This is a genomic window from Bradyrhizobium sp. NBAIM03 (assembly GCF_020194055.1).
GTDB classification, from domain to species: Bacteria; Pseudomonadota; Alphaproteobacteria; order Rhizobiales; family Xanthobacteraceae; genus Bradyrhizobium; species Bradyrhizobium yuanmingense.
On the sequence record NZ_JADYVS010000017.1, the window covers coordinates 31,579 to 48,551 of the forward strand.

Here is a 16,973-nt window from a genome sequence, read left to right on the forward strand (position 1 = left end):
GGCGCCGGCAGAGTCAATCGAATTGGCGCATCCAAAGATTCATGAGCGGAATCAAAGAGATTCAAACATGGACGTACAACGCAAGCTGGAGATTCTGGCGGATGCCGCCAAATACGACGCATCCTGCGCCTCCAGCGGTACCGAGAAGCGGGATTCCAGCGACGGCAAGGGCATGGGCTCGACCGCGCCGGGCATGGGCATCTGCCATTCCTACGCGCCGGACGGACGCTGCATCTCCCTGCTCAAGGTGCTGCTGACCAACGCCTGCAATTACGATTGCCTTTATTGCGTCAACCGCGCCTCCTCGAATGTCCCACGCGCCCGCTTCACCATCGACGAATTGGTCAGGCTCACGCTCGACTTCTACCGGCGCAATTACATCGAGGGCCTGTTTCTCTCCTCCGGCATCATCCGCAGCCCTGATTACACGATGGAGCAAGTGGTGAGCGTCGCGCGAAAACTGCGCGAGGAGCATCATTTCCGCGGCTACATCCATCTGAAGACCATTCCCGAGGCCGACGACGCGCTGATCGCCGAGGCCGGCAAATATGCCGACCGCCTTTCGATCAACATCGAGATGCCTGAGGAGACGAGCCTGCAGCAATTCGCGCCGGAGAAGGACGTGCGCGCGATCCGCCGCACCATGGGCCGGCTGCGGCTGAAGCTGGACGAGGCCGAGGAGAGCCGCAGCGCCAAGACGAAGGCCAAACCGCAGCGCTTCGCGCCCGCCGGACAAAGCACGCAGATGATCGTCGGCGCAGATAGCGCCTCCGATCACACCATTCTCCACACCAGCGCCAATCTCTACGGCGCCTACCGGCTGCGGCGCGTCTATTACTCCGCCTTCAGCCCGATCCCCGATGCCAGCCGCGCGCTACCCCTGCGCGCGCCGCCGCTGCTGCGCGAGCACCGGCTCTACCAGGCCGACTGGCTGATGCGGTTCTACGGCTTCGATGTCGGCGAGATCGTCGACGACAGCGCGATGCTGCCGCTCGACATCGATCCCAAGCTGGCCTGGGCGCTGCGCCACCGCGACCGCTTCCCGCTCGACGTCAACCGCGCCAGCCGCGAGGAGCTGCTGCGCGTTCCGGGCTTCGGCACCAGGACGGTCGAACGCATCCTCGCGACGCGGCGCACCACCACGATCCGCCTCGCCGATCTCGCGCGGCTGCATGTGCCCCGCAACAAGGCGCTGCCGTTCATCGTCCTCAGCGATCACCGTCCCTCACCGCATCGTCTCGATGCCGCCGGGTTGATCGAACGGTTCAAGCCGAAAGCAACGCAACTGGGATTTGGCTTCTGATGCAGTACATCATGCTCGACACCGAAACCGATTTCGACGGCTGGCGCAAAGCCGCGCGCAGCCTCGTGCTCCATCACGTGCCGCCCGGCGCGGTCACCTGGACCGTGCAGGGCCACGAAGCCGAGCTGTTCGCACCGTCCTCGCCGTCTCCGATCCTCGAGGTGAACGACGGCACGTTCACCGTCTCGGCAAAATTCGTCGAGCTTGCCAAGGCGGCGATCCTGCATCGCGACGGCGAGCGCTTTGCGATCCTCTATCGCTTGCTGTTCCGGCTGAAGGAAAATCACGATCTCATCGAGGTCGCGACCGACCCCGATGTCGCGCTTGTCACGGCCATGGCGAAAGCGGTCTATCGCGACGAGCACAAGATGCATGCCTTCGTGCGCTTCCGCGAGATCGGCCGGGAACGCCAGGCGCACTACGTCGCCTGGTTCGAGCCGGAGCATCACGTCGTCGAGCTCGCCGCGCCGTTCTTCGCCAAGCGCTTTGCCGACATGCCCTGGTCGATCCTGACGCCGGACCTCTGCGCGCATTGGGACGGCCATGCGCTCTCGTTCACGCCGGGCGTCAGCAAGAGCGAGGCGCCGGGCGAAGACCGGCTGGAGGAAACCTGGCGGCGCTACTATGCCAGCATCTTCAATCCGGCCCGGCTCAAGGTGAAGGCGATGCAGGCCGAGATGCCGAAGAAATATTGGAGGAACCTGCCCGAGGCTTCGATCATTAAGCCCTTGATCGAGGACGCCGAGCGCATGACCGGCGCCATGATCGCCAATGCCGCAACCGATCCGCACAAGCCTCAGAAGCGGCCGGAGGCTCCGATGAAACGCAAGTCAGCTGCCGACGATCTCGAAACGCTCCGCGAGGAGGCCGCGCATTGCCGCGCCTGCCATCTCTACAAGGACGCGACACAGACCGTGTTCGGCGAAGGGCCTGAGAATGCCAACATCATGCTGGTCGGCGAGCAGCCCGGCGACAAGGAAGACCTCGCCGGCCATCCCTTCGTCGGCCCGGCCGGGCAAATGCTCGATCGCGCACTGGAGGAGGCCGGCGTCGACCGCAAGAAGGTCTATGTCACCAACGCGGTGAAGCACTTCAAATTCGTGCCGCGCGGAAAGATCCGCCTGCACCAGAAGCCGAACACACCTGAGATCCGGGCGTGCCGGCAATGGTATGAGCGGGAAGTTTCGACAATCCAACCGGATCTCATCGTGGCGATGGGCGCCACCGCCGCGCAAAGCGTGTTCGGCAAGATCACCCCCATCGGGAAGAACCGCGGCCGGTTGATCGATCTTCCCGAAGGCCGCAAAGCGCTCGTGACGGTGCATCCGTCCTATCTGCTGCGGCTGCCGGATCCCGAAGCCAAGGTTCTGGAATATCGGCGCTTCGTCGAGGATCTGAAGATCGCCGCCGGCCTGCAGAAGAAGGCCGCACGGGCTGCGTGAATACAGCGGGAAATGGCTTCACGCCGTTGTTGACGATCCGATCTCTTAAATAGACAAGTGCCTGTGGAATGCACGGGCCCTTTCATCTGTGCTTCGGACCCGGTCCTACGACGCCGCGAGCTGCTCCTCGACCAGCTTCACCCAATAGGACGTGCCGTAGACGATCGCCTCGTCGTTGAAATTGTAGGCGGGGTGATGCAGGCCGGCGCTGTCGCCGTTGCCGCAGAAGATGAAGGCCCCGGGCCGCGCTTCCAGCATGTAGGCGAAATCCTCGCCGCCCATCAGCGGCGCCATCTCGTGGACATGGGCCTCGCCCGCGACCTGCGTGGCGACGCGCCGTGCCACTTCGGTTTCCGCCGCATGATTGTTCACGACCGGGTAATTGCGCTTGTAGTGCAGGTCGATCTTGGCGCCCGTGATCTGCGCCATGCCCGCCACGACCTCATGCACGCGCTTCTCGACCAGCTTGCGCACCTCAGGCGACAGCGTGCGGATGGTGCCTCTCAGGGTCGCGGTCTGCGGAATGACGTTGCGGGCATTGCCGGCGTGGAATTCGCAAATCGATACAACCGCCGATTCCAGGGGATCGACGCTGCGCGAGACGATCGACTGCAGGGCCGTGATCACCTGCGCGCCGACCAGCACGGAATCGATGCATTTGTGTGGACGCGCGGCGTGGCCGCCGACGCCCTCGATCATGATGTCGACCTCGTCGGTCGCCGCCATGATGGGGCCTGGCCTGATCGCGAACGAGCCGACCGGGATGCCCGGGCCGTTGTGCATGCCATAGACCTGTTCGATGCCGAACCGCTCCATCAGGCCGTCCTTGACCATGGCCGCGCCGCCGGCGCCACCCTCCTCGGCGGGCTGGAAGATCACCACGGCATCGCCGGCGAAATTGCGCGTCTCGGCGAGATAGCGGGCCGCGCCGAGCAGCATCGCGGTGTGGCCGTCATGGCCGCAGGCGTGCATCTTGCCGGGGATCTTGGAGGCGTAAGGCAGATTGGTCTGCTCCTCGACCGGCAGCGCGTCCATGTCGGCACGCATGCCGATCACCTTGAGCCCCTCGCCGGTTGGCTTGTTGCCCTTGATTACGCCGACGACGCCGGTCTGGCCGAGACCGGTCACGACTTCGTCGCAGCCGAACTCCCGCAACCGGTCAGCAACGAATGCTGCGGTGCGGTGGACATCGTACAACAGCTCGGGGTGCTGATGGATGTCCCGCCGCCAGGCCTGGATATCGGGTTGAAGGTCGGCGACGCGGTTCACGATGGGCATGGAAGGTCTCGAACTGTTGGAAATGCAGGTCTGTCTACCATGCAAGCATCGGTCCACCCAACCGCCGGCAATCGGGGTCTAGCCCTGTTCACCCGGCATGGCCGGGCTTGTCCAGGTCGGCTGCGTCTGCCTATTAACGGAAAGCAAAGAGACCATCCGGGTGGAAGCAGAATGCCGAGGCGGCTTGAAGGTGAGTTTGACTACATTGTCGTCGGAGCCGGCACCGCGGGCTGCATCGTCGCCAACCGGCTGTCGGCTGTCCCAGGCAACCGCGTTCTCATCCTTGAAGCCGGCGGCGACGACAACTGGATCTGGTTCCATATCCCGGTCGGCTATCTCTTCGCCATCGGCAATCCGCGTTCGGACTGGATGTTCAAGACCGAGGCCGAGCCCGGCCTGAACGGCCGCTCGCTGGCCTATCCGCGCGGCAAGGTGATCGGCGGCTGCTCGGCAATCAACGCCATGATCTCGATGCGCGGACAGGCTGCCGACTACGATCATTGGCGCCAGCTTGGCCTGACCGGCTGGGGCTATGACGACGTGCTGCCGTTGTTCAAGCGCCTCGAGGACCACTTCCTCGGCGCCAGCGAGCATCACGGCGCCGGCGGTGGCTGGCGCATCGAGGCACCGCGGCTGTCATGGGCCATTCTCGACGCGGTCGGTGACGCCGCCGAGGAGATGGGCATCAAGCGCATCCCGGATTTCAACACCGGCGACAACGAAGGCACCAGCTATTTCCACGTCAACCAGAAGCGCGGCCGGCGCTGGTCCTCGGCGCGCGGCTTCCTCAAGCCGGCCTTGAGGCGCCCCAATCTGCGGCTCGAGAAGCACGTGCTGGTCGACCGCCTCATCATCGAGCAGGGCCGCGCCGTCGGCGTGCGCTTCATCCAGAACGGCGAGATCATCGAGGCGCGCGCAAAGCGCGAGGTGGTGCTCTCGGCAGGCTCGATCGGCTCGGTGCAGGTGCTGCATCGCTCCGGCATTGGACCGGCCGACTGGCTGTCGCCGCTCGGCATCGACATCGTCATGGACAAGCCCGGCGTCGGGCGCAATCTGCAGGATCACCTGCAGCAGCGCGCGATCTACAAGGTCGAGGGCGTGCGCACGCTGAACGAGACCTATTACAATCTGTTGCGCCGCGGCCTGATGGGGCTCGACTACGCTGTCCGCCGCCGCGGCCCGCTCACCATGGCGCCGTCGCAGCTCGGCATCTTCACGCGCTCCGATGCGACGCGCGCCCGCGCCAACATCCAATTCCACGTGCAGCCGCTCTCGCTCGACAAGTTCGGCGATCCCCTGCACCGTTTCCCTGCGATCACGGTGAGCGCGTGCAATCTGCAACCGACCTCGCGCGGCACTGTGCGGTTGCGCGCGACAACGCCTGACGAGAAGCCGATCATCGCGCCAAATTACCTGTCGACCGACGACGACCGCCAGGTCGCCGCCGACGCCATTCGCACCACGCGGCGCCTGATGCAGCAGAAAGCGCTGGCCAAATATCGCCCCAGCGAATATCTGCCCGGCCCCTCCGTCGGCGACGACGATGCCTCCCTCGCAAAAGCCGCCGGCGACATCGGCACCACCATCTTCCATCCCGTCGGCACCGCGAAGATGGGCACGGCGAACGATCCAATGGCGGTGGTGGACGAGCGGTTGCGATTCTACGGCCTCGACGGCCTGCGCATCGTCGATGCCTCGATCATGCCGACGATCACCTCGGGCAACACCAACACGCCGACCGCGATGATCGCTGAGAAGGGCGCCACGATGATTCTGGAGGATGCGAAGTAGCATCCCATCGCTCATGATCGATCCGCACCGTTTCTCAATCGGTCCCGCCGACGCAGAGATCGCCATGCTGCAATGGGGCGACAGCGGCAAGCCGCCTGCCCTGCTCGTACACGGCACCGGCTTCGTCGCCGACGTCTGGCACGAGGTCGCGCGCGAGCTCGCATCGACCTACACCGTCTATGCCCTCGACCGACGCGGTCATGGCGCAAGCCACAAACCCGGCGCCTATCACTTCCTTGATTACGCCGACGACATCTGCCGGGTGGTCGATACGCTCGATCTCCGCGACATCTACGGGATCGGCCACAGCGCGGGTGCGACCGATCTCCTTCTCGCGGCGAAACTCCTGCCCGGTCGCTTCGCACGCCTGTTCGTGATGGAGCCGACCGTCATGGACCCGCGCGCGGCGCGCTCCGGAGGATTGAGCGAAGAATCGCTCGCCCGCGTGCAGGGCACGCTACGCCGACGCGCCGAGTTCGACAGTCCCGACGCAGTGTTCGAACGTTACCGCGCAGCACCGGCGTTTGCGGATTGGACCGAAACCTCGCTACGGACGTATGTGCGCCACGGCTTCGCGCCCCTGGATGACGGCCGCGTCCGGCTCTGCTGCACGCCCAAAATCGAAGCCGCGATCTTGCTTCCCATCTACGAGGCGATGGAGCAGGTCTACATTGGGGATGCCCGCGGCAATCCGTTCGCGATGCTCAGCGAGATCGACTGCCCGGTGCGCGTCACGACAGCGGCGAAGTCGGGTCCAATCTACAAGGAGATGGCGCAACGCGCTGTGTCGCTGATCCCGGGTGTGACCACACGGGTTTTCGAGAATGCCGGCCACTGCGTCGCGCAGGAAGTGCCGGAGCACGTGGTGGAAGCCGTGCGCGAGTTTGCCAAATAAGGTTCGGCCGCGGACCGAGGCGGCCTGAGCGAACGTCTCTAAGCCGACCTGCGCACCGCGTTGTCCACCAGTGTCTTACCGAGCGACCAGATCGCGCCGGGCACCTTGTGGCTGCCGGCGATGACGTCGTCGAACGCCTTCTCGATCCAGGCGCAGTCTTCCTCGGTGATCGTGAGTGGCGGCAAGAGCTTGATGGTGTGGCTGCCGTGGCCGGCGACTTGCGTGAGGATCTTGTGATCTTTGAACAGCGGCACGGTGATGAGCTGGCAGAATAAGCCCTTGTTGGCGGTCTCCAGCACGTTCCAGGAGGCCCGCAGGCGCAGCGACTTCGGGGGACCGAATTCGATGCCGATCATCAAGCCCTTGCCGCGGACTTCCTTGAGCAGCTCGTAGCCTGGCACCATGCGCGTCAGCGCGAGGCGCAGCTCGGCGCCGCGCTTGGCGGCCGCATCGATCAGCTTCTCCGATTCCATGACGTCGAGCGTGGCTATGCCCGCGGCCATCGCGAGGTCGTTCTTGGAGAAGGTGGAGCCGTGCACCACCGCGCGGTCCATCTGGTTGAAGATCTTGTCGAAGATGCTCTTGCGCGTCAGCACGGCGCCGACCGGCACGTGGCCGCCCGACAGCGACTTCGACAGCAGCACCATGTCGGGCTCGACGTTCCAGTGCTCGACCGCGAGGAAGCGGCCGGTGCGGCCCATGCCGGTCTGGATCTCGTCGGCGACGAACAGCGTGCCGTATTTCTTGCAGAGCGCGGCCGCGCCGGGCAGGAACTCGTCGGTGGGCATGTTGACGCCCTTGCCCTGGATCGGCTCGACCACGAAGGCTGCGACCTCGCGCGAGGCCAGCGCCTTTTCCAGCGCCGCCAGGTCGTTGAACGGGATCGCGGTGCAGCCCGGCAGCAGCGGCTCGAAGCCGGTGCGGAAATTGGCATCGCCGGTCAGCGACAGCGCGCCGTAGGTCAGTCCGTGATAGCCGTGCGCGCAATAGACGATGCCGGGACGCCCCGTCGCGCCGCGCGCGAACTTGATCGCGGCCTCGACGCATTCGGCGCCGGAATTGGCGAAGAACGCCTTGTCGAGATAGGGAACGTATTTCAGGAGGCGCTCAGCCAGCACACCTGCGAGCGTCGAGACGTCGAATTGGACGAGGTTGGGCAGGTCGGCATCGAGCACGCTCTTGAGCGCCTCGCGCATGACCGGATGATTGCGCCCGATCGCAAACACGCCGAAGCCGGACAACAGGTCGAGATAGCGCGCGCCCTCACGGTCGTAGAGATACTGCCCATGCCCCTTCTGAAAGCCGACATCGTAGCCGATGGTCTTGAGAACCCGGACGAACTGCTCGTTCAGATACCGGTTATGCAGGGTGCTGCGCTGGGCCTGACGGTCCGCGAATAGCTGAGACATGTCTGGATTTGGGCTGTGCATCCGCTACATACTTCGGTTGAGGGCCGTCTCGTCAACTGAAAACGGACCGTTACTGAAAACGGTCTGTGCGGCCTTTTGCCCTTTTTCGGACCATCTTCGCAAGCACAGCTTTAGACCATGTTGCACTGCCAAGGAACACACATGCGTTTGGCCCTTTACACCGGACTAATACTGGCTGGCGGTTACGCCGGCCTGACGCCCGCGCTCGCCGCGGATCCGACCGGCGACTGGCGGGTCGCCGACGGCGTTGCCAACATTCGCGTCGCCCAATGCTATGGCAGCATGTGGGGCGCGGTTTCCTGGGAAAAACAGCCCGGCGGACGCGACGAGAACAATCCGGACGCCTCGAAAAAGAACAGGCCGACGCTCGGCATGGCAACCCTGATCGACATGAAGAAGAAGCCCGGCGTCGATCAGTGGGAAGGACAGGTCTACAACGCCAAGGACGGCCAGCTCTACAGCGCGACCATCACGCCGGCCGGTCCCGACCAGCTCGAGATCAAGGGCTGCGTCATGGGCTTCCTCTGCGGCGGCGAAACCTGGACCCGGGTCGGCCCGCCGATCCCTTCGAGCCCTGCCAACGCCATGGCCAAGGGCGCAGCGAAATCCAGCGGCACTGCGCCGAAGCCCCAAGGGGGGCAAGCGGGGCAAGGGGCCCAAGCAGCCCAAGCCGGGAGCGGCACCACCACGCCTGCGCCCGCAGCTCCCAAGGCCGCCGGCGCAGCCAAGCCCGGTCAGAAGGGCGCCGCCGACCCGGTCGGCGACATCTGCCTACTCGCTGAGATTGCGGGGTTTGCCCATTAGGGCCGGCTGGAACAGCAGCACGGCGGCGAGCGTCGTCACCAGCGACAGTGCCAGCAGCTTGCCCATGCTGGACGTGCCGGGATGGCTCGACAGCCACAGGCTGCCGAACGCGGTCGCGGTCGTCAGCGCGCTGAAAAAGATCGCGCGCGTCAGGCTGGTCTGGAGCAGGTTCGTCCTGCCCGAGCGCCAGGCCACGACATAATAGATCTTGAAGGCGACGCCGACGCCGAGCAGCAGCGGAAGCGCGACGATGTTGGCGAAGTTGAGCGGCAGGCCGATCAACACGCAGATCTCGAGCGTCACCGCGCCGGCAACCAGCAGCGGCACCAGCGTCATCAGCACGTCGACGAAGCGGCGCAGCGTGATCCACAGCAGCAGCCCGATCACCAGCAGCGCATAGATGCCGGCGTGGATGAACGCCTTCACAACGGTGTCACCGGATTTCAGGATCGAGACCGGACCGCCGATCGCAGTCGGCTCGGCCTGGAGAACCGCCGCCGCGAATTTGCGCAGCGTATCGTTGTCGTTGGGATCGCCCTTGGGCAGCGCCTCGACGCGGATGATGCCGTCCTTGCTCTTCCAGGCGCTGACGAGATCGGGCGGCAGCGAGCTCAGGGTGACGGGACCTGCCTGCATCGCGTTCCTGAGCTGGTCGAACACGATCTTCAATGGCGCGACGAACACGTCCTGCGCCTTGTTGCGCGTGGCCTCGTCGCCGTTGGCGAGCTTCTCGAGCGCGTCGGCAAGACGGCGCGAGGCAACAGCGCCCGGGCCCTTCGCGTCGCCCGCGGTCCGGCGCAGATTGTCGACCGACGATTTCAGCGATTCGACATTCTCCTGGTCCGTCGGCGCCGCGTCGATCTGATCGGGGTTGAGCGCCGGATTCAACACCTTGGCGCCCTGCGCGATGAGCTTCAGCTTCGGCGGCTGGTCCTGCGGCACAAAGCTGTCGAGCGACATCACCCTGAGCACCTCGGGCACCTTCTCCAGCTTCGCCTCGACCTGCCTTGCCTGCTCCTCGGAAGTGGTCATCACGTTGATGGCATTGGCACCAGTATTGGGGTCCTTGCGCAGATCGAGGAAGGTGGCGATCGACTCGGCGTGCGGATTGCGCAGGTTCATCGGGTTGAAGTCGAACTTCATGAAGTAGAGCAGCGGCAGGCCGCCGAGCGCGAGCAGCAGCGTGCCGCCGACGATCAGCACCCGATGCTTTTCCAGGAAGTGATCGAGCGGCGCCAGGAAGGCGTACCCGACAGGCTCCGGCTCGCCGGGCGGGTTCAGAAGCTTGAGCAGTGCCGGCAGAACGGTGATCGACGAGATGAACGCCACCAGCATGCCGACGCCGGCGATCTGGCCGAGCTCTGCGATGCCCTTGTAGTCGGTCGGCATGAAGCAAAGGAAGCCCGCGGCCGTCGCCATCGCCGCCAGCGACAGCGGCACCGCCGAGCGCTTGGCTGCCAGCACCAGCGCGCCCGCGAGATCATCGTGCTTGTAGCGCTCCGAGCGGTAGCGGACGCTGTACTGGATGCCGAAGTCGACCCCTAAGCCGACGAACAGCACCGCGAACGCAATCGACAGCAGGTTGAACGATCCGACCATCATCAGGCCGGCCGCTGTCGTGATCGCCAGGCCGACGAACAGATTGACGAACACCGCGAAGATGATCTTCGACGAATGCAGTGCGAGCCAAAGGATGACCAGCACGACGAGAATCGTGCCGACGGCGTTGACGACCGCGCCCTCCTGAACGGTGGCGTATTCCTCATTGGCGATCGGCACCGGACCGGTCAGCCGCACCCGCGCCTGGTATTTGCCGGTAAAATCCAGATCCGCCGCCGCTTTCCGGATCGCGTCGGTCGCATCCTTGCCGGGCTCCAGCGCGTTGTAGTCGAGAATCGGCTTGAACTCGATGAAGGTGCGCTTGTCGGAATCCTTGAGCGGCTCGTCGCTGACGAGTTCGCGCCAGGAGAAGCTGGCGTTGCCCTTGTTGAGCACGGTCTCGACTGTCTGCGCGATCAGGTTGAAGGGCCGCTCGGTGCTGTCGAGCTTGACCTGGCCCCGCTTGACGCCGGCAAGGCCGGTCTCCAGCGCCCCGGTCAGGCCGCGGATCGAGGGATCGCCGGCCATGATCTCGATCAGCGGCGCGGCGGCTTCGAACTGGCCGGTGATCTTGCCGACCTCCTCGGTCGGCAGGAACAACAGGCCGTTCCGCTCGAAGAACGCGCCGCTGCCGAGCTGCTGCATCGAGTGGAAGTTGGTCCTGTCGTCCTTCAGCCTGGCATAGAGCGCGTCTGCCGCGGCGCTCGCCATTTCCGGCGTCCTGGCCTCGACCACAGCGAGGATCATTTCGTTCTGATCGAACGCCTTGTCGAATTGCTGGTCACGCTGCCGCCAGTCCAGATTCTGGGCAATCAGCGAGTTGATATCGGTGTTGATGGCAAAGTGGCGCGCAGCGTAATAGCCCGCCCCTACCGACAGCAGGAGCCCGAGAACGACGACGAGGGAGGCAAACCGGGTGCAGGCCCTGACGATGGCAACGACGACGCTTTGCAGCACTTCTTTTCTTTCTGCGGTTAACAGCTTGCCGGAAACGCCCGCTGTTTATCGGAGTTCCCGGCCGAAACCTATTGCTGTTTTGGGTGGTTCTCGCCGCCAGAAGGTTCGAGGTAAACGGCGGGAGACCGTGGCAAAATCATGCGGGGCGGCCGGTATAGGCAGGGAGTTGAGGCGGGAACGTGACGAAGGACTATGCAGGAATGTCGCGCACGCAGGCACACCGCAATCCCTACTAAAATACCTCACAGACGCCTCCCTCAGCGGTTCCACCTTCCCCTACCGCCGATTTTTTGACACAAAGTATTGCGCCTCCATGCGCCGGAGCCGTCCACACGGGTGGGTGGCTACCGCAGGCGCGAACCAATGGTGCGGATATTGCAACTCATTGGTCAGTATCGGAGTGCCGCTTGGGGACTGCAAAGAGCGGATTGGTGCAACTTGCGTGATGGGCGTCCAATGGAAGTTTATCTGGCGCAACCGCGCGGCTTCTGCGCGGGGGTGGTACGAGCAATCGAAATCGTGGAGCGGGCGCTGGAGAAGTACGGCCCGCCCGTCTACGTGCGCCATGAGATCGTGCACAACAAATACGTCGTCGAGAGCCTGAAGGCCAAAGGAGCCATCTTCGTCGAGGAACTCTCCGAGGTACCGCCGAAGGCGGTGACGGTGTTCAGCGCGCATGGCGTCGCCCGCAGCGTCGAGGAAGAGGCCGTCGCGCGCGACCTTCCGGTGCTCAATGCCACCTGCCCGCTGGTCACGAAAGTTCACAATCAGGGGAAGCGCTACATCGGCAAGGGCCGCACCCTGATCCTGATCGGCCACGCCGGCCATCCCGAGGTCGAGGGCACGATGGGCCAGGTCCCGGGGCCGGTGCAGCTTGTCCAGAGCGTTGAAGAGGTTAAGGCGCTGACCCTGCCGGCGGATACGCCAGTGGCCTACATCACCCAGACCACCCTGTCGGTCGACGACACCAAGGACATCATCGCGGCCCTTCAGGCCCGCTTTACAGACATTCAAGGTCCGGATATCCGGGATATCTGCTATGCGACACAGAACCGCCAATCTGCGGTAAGGGACTTGAGCAAGCTGGTCGACGTGATCTTGGTGGTGGGCGCTGCCAACAGCTCGAACTCGAACCGGCTCCGCGAAATCGGCACTGAGGCCGGCGTCGCGAGTTATTTGATTGCCGACGGCAGCGAGCTCAATCCGGAGTGGTTGAAGGATGCCAGGACCGTCGGCGTCACGGCCGGCGCTTCGGCGCCCGAGGTACTCGTGGATGACGTGATCGAAGCGATGCGGCGGATCGGACCGGTAAAGGTCTCGGTGTTGCCGGGCCGCGAGGAAAACATCGAATTCCGGCTTCCGGCCCAACTGGCCGCGAGCTGACCCACCCGAATTGAAAAGCCCAGAAAGAAACCTGTAATGGCTATCCCGTTCTTCAAGGAAATGCGTATCGGCGGCTATTTGCTCAAGCAGAAACTGCTTGGCCGCAAGCGCTATCCGCTCGTGCTGATGCTGGAGCCGCTGTTCCGCTGCAACCTCGCCTGCGTCGGCTGCGGCAAGATCGATTATCCCGATGCGATCCTCAACCGCCGCATGACGGCGCAGGAGTGCTGGGACGCCGCCGACGAGTGCGGCGCGCCGATGGTCGCCATTCCCGGCGGCGAGCCGCTGATCCACAAGGAGATCGGCGAGATCGTGCGCGGCCTCGTCGCGCGCAAGAAGTTCGTCTCGCTCTGCACCAACGCGCTGCTGCTGGAGAAGAAGCTCGATCTGTTCGAGCCCTCGCCCTATCTGTTCTTCTCGGTGCATCTCGACGGCCTGCGCGACCACCACGACAAGGCCGTGTCGCAGAAGGGCGTGTTCGACCGCGCGGTGTCGGCGATCAAGGCGGCCAAGGCGCGCGGCTTCACCGTCAACGTCAACGCCACCATCTTCGACGGCCACCCGGCCGAGGAGATCGCCAAATTCCTCGACCTCACCACCGAGCTCGGCGTCGGCGTCTCGATGTCCCCGGGCTACGCCTATGAGCGCGCGCCGGACCAGGAGCACTTCCTCAACCGCACCAAGACCAAGAAGCTATTCCGCGACGTCTTTGCGATGGGCAAGGGCAAGAAGTGGAATTTCATGCATTCCGGACTGTTCCTGGACTTCCTCGCCGGCAACCAGGAATACGAATGCACCCCGTGGGGCATGCCCGCGCGCAACATCTTCGGCTGGCAGAAGCCCTGCTACCTGCTCGGTGAAGGCTACGCGAAGACCTTCAAGGAGCTGATGGAGACCACCGACTGGGATTCCTACGGCACCGGCAAGTACGAGAAGTGTGCCGACTGCATGGCCCATTGCGGCTACGAGCCCACGGCTGCGACCGCAGCGCTCAACAACCCGCTGAAGGCGATGTGGGTGGCGCTGCGCGGCGTGCGGACGAGCGGCCCGATGGCGCCGGAGATCGACCTCTCCAAGCAGCGCCCGGCGCAGTACATCTTCTCCGAGCAGGTCCAGAAGAAGCTCTCGGAGATCCGCAAGGACGAAGCTGCGGCTGCGCAGGCGAAAGCAGCGCAGAAGGCGTCGACGGCGGCGTAAAGCGCAGAGCCCGTAGCCCGGATGGAGCGCAAGCGAAATCCGGGATGGTCTCTCCAAGGCCCCGGATTACGCTTCGCTCCGTCCGGGCTACGAACGTCGAAACAAAAAGGCCCGGACGCCAATGGCGACCGGGCCCTTTCTTTATTCTCAGATCGAAGCCCCCGCTCACGCCGCCTTCGACACCAAGGCCTCGCTCTCGACGAACTCCGTCCCGATCAGATAATCGCGGCAGCCGCGCAACGACCGCAGGGCGCGGTTGAAGTCGATGCCGGTCGAGACCAGGGCATGCAGCGTTGCCGGATTGCGCACGATGCCGCGCAGCACGGCTCCGAGGTCGATCTGGCCGTTCGGCTTGATCGCGGCGCGGGCCAGCGCCGGCAGCGCGCGGTGGGCGGGGTCGCTGATGACGCGGACGGCGGCGAAGGGCAGCCCGGCGTCGGCGGCGTAGGCCGCGGCGATGTGGCTTTCCATGTCGACCGCGGCGGCCCCCGTCTCGGAGTGCAGGGCCGCCTTGCAGGAGCGCTTCGTGACCACTTCCTCGGCACCGGCGAGACTACCGCGCACGACGCGGCGGCGGCCGGACGTCAGGCGATCGATCAGATCGTCGCCGAGCGACAGGCCGGCGGCCCAGCGGGTGTCGCCGGAGAGCACCTCGGTCGCCAGCACGACGTCGCCGGAGCGCAAGCTCGGGTCGAGCCCGCCGGCCACGCCGAACGAGATCACACCGCGAATCGTCTCAGGATCCACCACCGTCAGAAGCGCCCGCAACTGGGGCGGGCTGCTGGATGAACAGATGACCGCCATTCCGGGCCCAGCCGCGATGCGGGCCTCCTGAACCAATCCGGTCACGATCAGTATCGGCCGCGGGTCGATGGCCTGACCCGCGGTAACATAGTCCCCCGTCCCCAAAGTCACATTCCGACCCCTACCACCCTGCTGTTGGTGTTCCGTAAGTTCCGATACCGCGCCAACGCCCACAGCGGAAAGAACTTTGGGTAACCATGATAACGTAGATAGAACACGCGGGGGAAGCCTGTGGCGGTGTACCGCTGCTCGTCCCACAGTCCTTTTTTGTCTTGTGTTGCAATCAGGTACTCCACCCCGCGGGCAACGGCCGGGTGATCAACCTCGCCTGCCGCCATCAGGGCAAGCAAGGCCCATGCCGTTTGCGAGGCGGTCGAGGGAGCGGCCTCCCAGCCCTTGTAGTCGAGGCGGTAGCTGACGGCGTCCTCGCCCCAGCCGCCGTCGTCGTTCTGGATCGAGGTCAGCCAGGCCGCCGCCTTGCGGATCATGGGGTCCTTGTGGTCGACCCCGGCCATGTTGAGGGCGCACAGCACCGACCAGGTTCCATAGATGAAGTTCATACCCCAGCGGCCGTACCAGGACCCCTCCGGGTGCTGGGTCTTCCGCAGATAGGCGACCCCGGCGGCCACCTGCTTGCTGGTCTTGGCGGTCTCACCGAGCTGGGCCAGCATCGAGATGCATCGCGCCGTGACGTCCTCAGTCGGCGGATCGAGCAGCGCGCCATGGTCCGAGAACGGGATGTTGTTGAGGTAATATTCGAGGTTGTTGACGTCGAAGGCGGCCCAGCCACCGTCGTCGCTCTGCATGCCCTCGATCCACTCCCGGCCGCGGGCGATCGCGTCGTCATAGCCGGCCGCACCGTGCTCCCGGCGCATGCGGTCCATCGACATCACCACGACGGCGGTGTCGTCGAGATCGGGGTAATGGGCATTGTTGTATTGGAAGGCCCAGCCGCCCGGGCGCACGTCGGGCCGCTTCACCGCCCAGTCGCCCTTCACCTCGAGCTCCTGCCTCGGGATCAGCCAGTCGAGGCCCTGCTTGGCGGCCGGCACCGCCTTGTCACCGCCGGCCTCCAGCAGCGCATGCGCGGTGAGCGTCGTGTCCCACACCGGAGAGACGCAGGGCTGGCAATAAGCTTCGTCGTCCTTGATGACGAGCAACTTGTCGATGCCCCGGCGCGTGATCGCGCGTGGCGGGAAGTTCTCGTCCTTGCCGAGGGCGTCGTACATCATGACGATGTTGGCCATGGGCGGGTAGATCGCGCCCATGCCGTCCTCGCCGTTGAGCCGTTCCTCGGTGAAGGCGAGCGCGGCGTCGATCGCGCGCTTGCGCAGACTCTTCGGAAACAGCGGCTCGATCACGCGCAGGATCGCATCGAGCGAACGAAACAACAGAAACCAGGCCATGCTCTGGTGCGGCGCCTTGGCGGTCATGCCGATCGAGCGCGGATCCTGCAGGAACAATTCGTCGATGCCGACGCCCTTCGGATTCCTCGCGCGCGGCTTCAGCGCGGCGATCACCATCAGCGGCACCATCGTGGTGCGCGCCCAGTAGGAGATCTTGTTGAGGTGGAACGGCGACCAGAACGGCAGCAATACGATCTCGATCGGCAGCACCGGCACCGCGCGCCAGGTCACGACACCGAAGGTCGCGAGAAGGAAGCGGGTGAAGACGTTGCTGTTGATCGCGCCGCCGCGGGCATGGATTGCCTCGCGCGCCCGCACCATATGCGGCGCGTCGATGGAGTCGCCGATCATCTTCAGCGCGAAGTACGCCTTCACGCTGGCGCTCATGTCGAACTCGCCGTCATGCACCAGCGGCCAGCCGCCATGGGTACCCTGGATGCGGCGCAGATAGTTGCCGATCTTGGCCTCGAGCACGGTGTCGACGGGCTCGGCGAGATAATGGCGCAGCAGAACGTATTCGGCCGGAATCGTGCAGTCGGCCTCGAGCTCGAACACCCAATGGCCGTCGGCTTGCTGGAAGCCGAGGAGGCCCTGGGTGGCCGACGCAATGCTCGATTCCAAAGCTTCGCGGCTGGTCGCGGTCACGGAATCCATGTCGCTCGATTGCTCCGATAGTCGATTGAA

12 protein-coding genes are annotated in these 16,973 nt (G+C 64.7%); 7 read left to right on the forward strand and 5 right to left on the reverse strand.

The window, feature by feature from the left end:
• The first annotated feature begins 67 nt into the window (after positions 1-67).
• Positions 68-1,303, forward strand: a complete 1,236-nt coding sequence (locus I6F21_RS24065) for a putative DNA modification/repair radical SAM protein (RefSeq protein WP_036023108.1) — start codon at positions 68-70, stop codon at positions 1,301-1,303.
• On the forward strand, positions 1,303-2,745 hold the full coding sequence (locus I6F21_RS24070; RefSeq protein WP_225139518.1) for a UdgX family uracil-DNA binding protein: 1,443 nt from the start codon (positions 1,303-1,305) through the stop codon (positions 2,743-2,745). Before I6F21_RS24065 ends, I6F21_RS24070 begins: the two co-directional genes overlap by 1 nt.
• A 105-nt stretch (positions 2,746-2,850) precedes the next feature.
• Here the strand turns inward: I6F21_RS24070 and I6F21_RS24075 are convergent, their stop codons facing one another.
• Entirely contained in the window at positions 2,851-4,023 is a 1,173-nt protein-coding gene (locus I6F21_RS24075; RefSeq protein WP_036006072.1) for a M20 aminoacylase family protein, read from the reverse strand.
• A gap of 171 nt (positions 4,024-4,194) precedes the next feature.
• Between I6F21_RS24075 and I6F21_RS24080 the strand changes: the two genes are divergently transcribed.
• A complete protein-coding gene (locus I6F21_RS24080; RefSeq protein ID WP_036006074.1) occupies positions 4,195-5,814 on the forward strand; it encodes a GMC family oxidoreductase N-terminal domain-containing protein in 1,620 nt (539 codons plus the stop codon).
• Between the two features lie 13 nt (positions 5,815-5,827).
• Positions 5,828-6,709 (forward strand): alpha/beta hydrolase, encoded by an 882-nt coding sequence (locus tag I6F21_RS24085; RefSeq protein ID WP_225139719.1) that lies wholly within the window; start codon positions 5,828-5,830, stop codon positions 6,707-6,709.
• A gap of 38 nt (positions 6,710-6,747) precedes the next feature.
• On the opposite strand, the gene hpnO is transcribed toward I6F21_RS24085, so the two are convergent.
• Positions 6,748-8,139, reverse strand: coding sequence for an aminobacteriohopanetriol synthase HpnO (gene hpnO, locus I6F21_RS24090; RefSeq protein ID WP_036042881.1), 1,392 nt, complete (start codon positions 8,137-8,139; stop codon positions 6,748-6,750).
• A gap of 141 nt (positions 8,140-8,280) precedes the next feature.
• On the opposite strand from hpnO, the gene I6F21_RS24095 reads away from it, so the two are divergent.
• Positions 8,281-8,943 carry a DUF2147 domain-containing protein gene (locus I6F21_RS24095; protein WP_036006080.1) on the forward strand — a complete coding sequence of 221 codons (663 nt, stop codon included), beginning with the start codon at positions 8,281-8,283 and terminating at the stop codon, positions 8,941-8,943.
• Here the strand turns inward: I6F21_RS24095 and I6F21_RS24100 are convergent.
• Positions 8,911-11,499, reverse strand: coding sequence for an MMPL family transporter (locus I6F21_RS24100; protein ID WP_036006082.1), 2,589 nt, complete (start codon positions 11,497-11,499; stop codon positions 8,911-8,913). The genes I6F21_RS24095 and I6F21_RS24100 overlap by 33 nt on opposite strands.
• A 456-nt stretch (positions 11,500-11,955) precedes the next feature.
• On the opposite strand from I6F21_RS24100, the gene ispH reads away from it, so the two are divergent.
• Positions 11,956-12,882 (forward strand): 4-hydroxy-3-methylbut-2-enyl diphosphate reductase, encoded by a 927-nt coding sequence (gene ispH, locus I6F21_RS24105; protein WP_036006084.1) that lies wholly within the window; start codon positions 11,956-11,958, stop codon positions 12,880-12,882.
• Between the two features lie 36 nt (positions 12,883-12,918).
• Positions 12,919-14,079: an adenosyl-hopene transferase HpnH gene (gene hpnH, locus I6F21_RS24110; protein WP_036006086.1), complete on the forward strand. Its 1,161-nt coding sequence runs from the start codon at positions 12,919-12,921 to the stop codon at positions 14,077-14,079.
• A gap of 165 nt (positions 14,080-14,244) precedes the next feature.
• Here the strand turns inward: hpnH and I6F21_RS24115 are convergent, their stop codons facing one another.
• On the reverse strand, positions 14,245-14,994 hold the full coding sequence (locus tag I6F21_RS24115) for a phosphorylase (RefSeq protein ID WP_225139519.1): 750 nt from the start codon (positions 14,992-14,994) through the stop codon (positions 14,245-14,247).
• Positions 14,991-16,943, reverse strand: coding sequence for a squalene--hopene cyclase (gene shc / locus I6F21_RS24120; protein WP_036023097.1), 1,953 nt, complete (start codon positions 16,941-16,943; stop codon positions 14,991-14,993). Before shc ends, I6F21_RS24115 begins: the two co-directional genes overlap by 4 nt.
• Between the last annotated feature and the right edge of the window lie 30 nt (positions 16,944-16,973).

Coding starts and splice junctions, on each gene's coding strand:
- I6F21_RS24080 (WP_036006074.1), top strand. CDS start 4,195: ATGCCGAGGCGGCTTGAAGGTGAGTTTGACTACATTGTCGTCGGAGCC.
- hpnO (WP_036042881.1), bottom strand. CDS start 8,139: ATGCACAGCCCAAATCCAGACATGTCTCAGCTATTCGCGGACCGTCAG.
- I6F21_RS24070 (WP_225139518.1), top strand. CDS start 1,303: ATGCAGTACATCATGCTCGACACCGAAACCGATTTCGACGGCTGGCGC.
- I6F21_RS24085 (WP_225139719.1), top strand. CDS start 5,828: ATGATCGATCCGCACCGTTTCTCAATCGGTCCCGCCGACGCAGAGATC.
- ispH (WP_036006084.1), top strand. CDS start 11,956: ATGGAAGTTTATCTGGCGCAACCGCGCGGCTTCTGCGCGGGGGTGGTA.
- I6F21_RS24065 (WP_036023108.1), top strand. CDS start 68: ATGGACGTACAACGCAAGCTGGAGATTCTGGCGGATGCCGCCAAATAC.
- shc (WP_036023097.1), bottom strand. CDS start 16,943: ATGGATTCCGTGACCGCGACCAGCCGCGAAGCTTTGGAATCGAGCATT.
- hpnH (WP_036006086.1), top strand. CDS start 12,919: ATGGCTATCCCGTTCTTCAAGGAAATGCGTATCGGCGGCTATTTGCTC.
- I6F21_RS24095 (WP_036006080.1), top strand. CDS start 8,281: ATGCGTTTGGCCCTTTACACCGGACTAATACTGGCTGGCGGTTACGCC.
- I6F21_RS24075 (WP_036006072.1), bottom strand. CDS start 4,023: ATGCCCATCGTGAACCGCGTCGCCGACCTTCAACCCGATATCCAGGCC.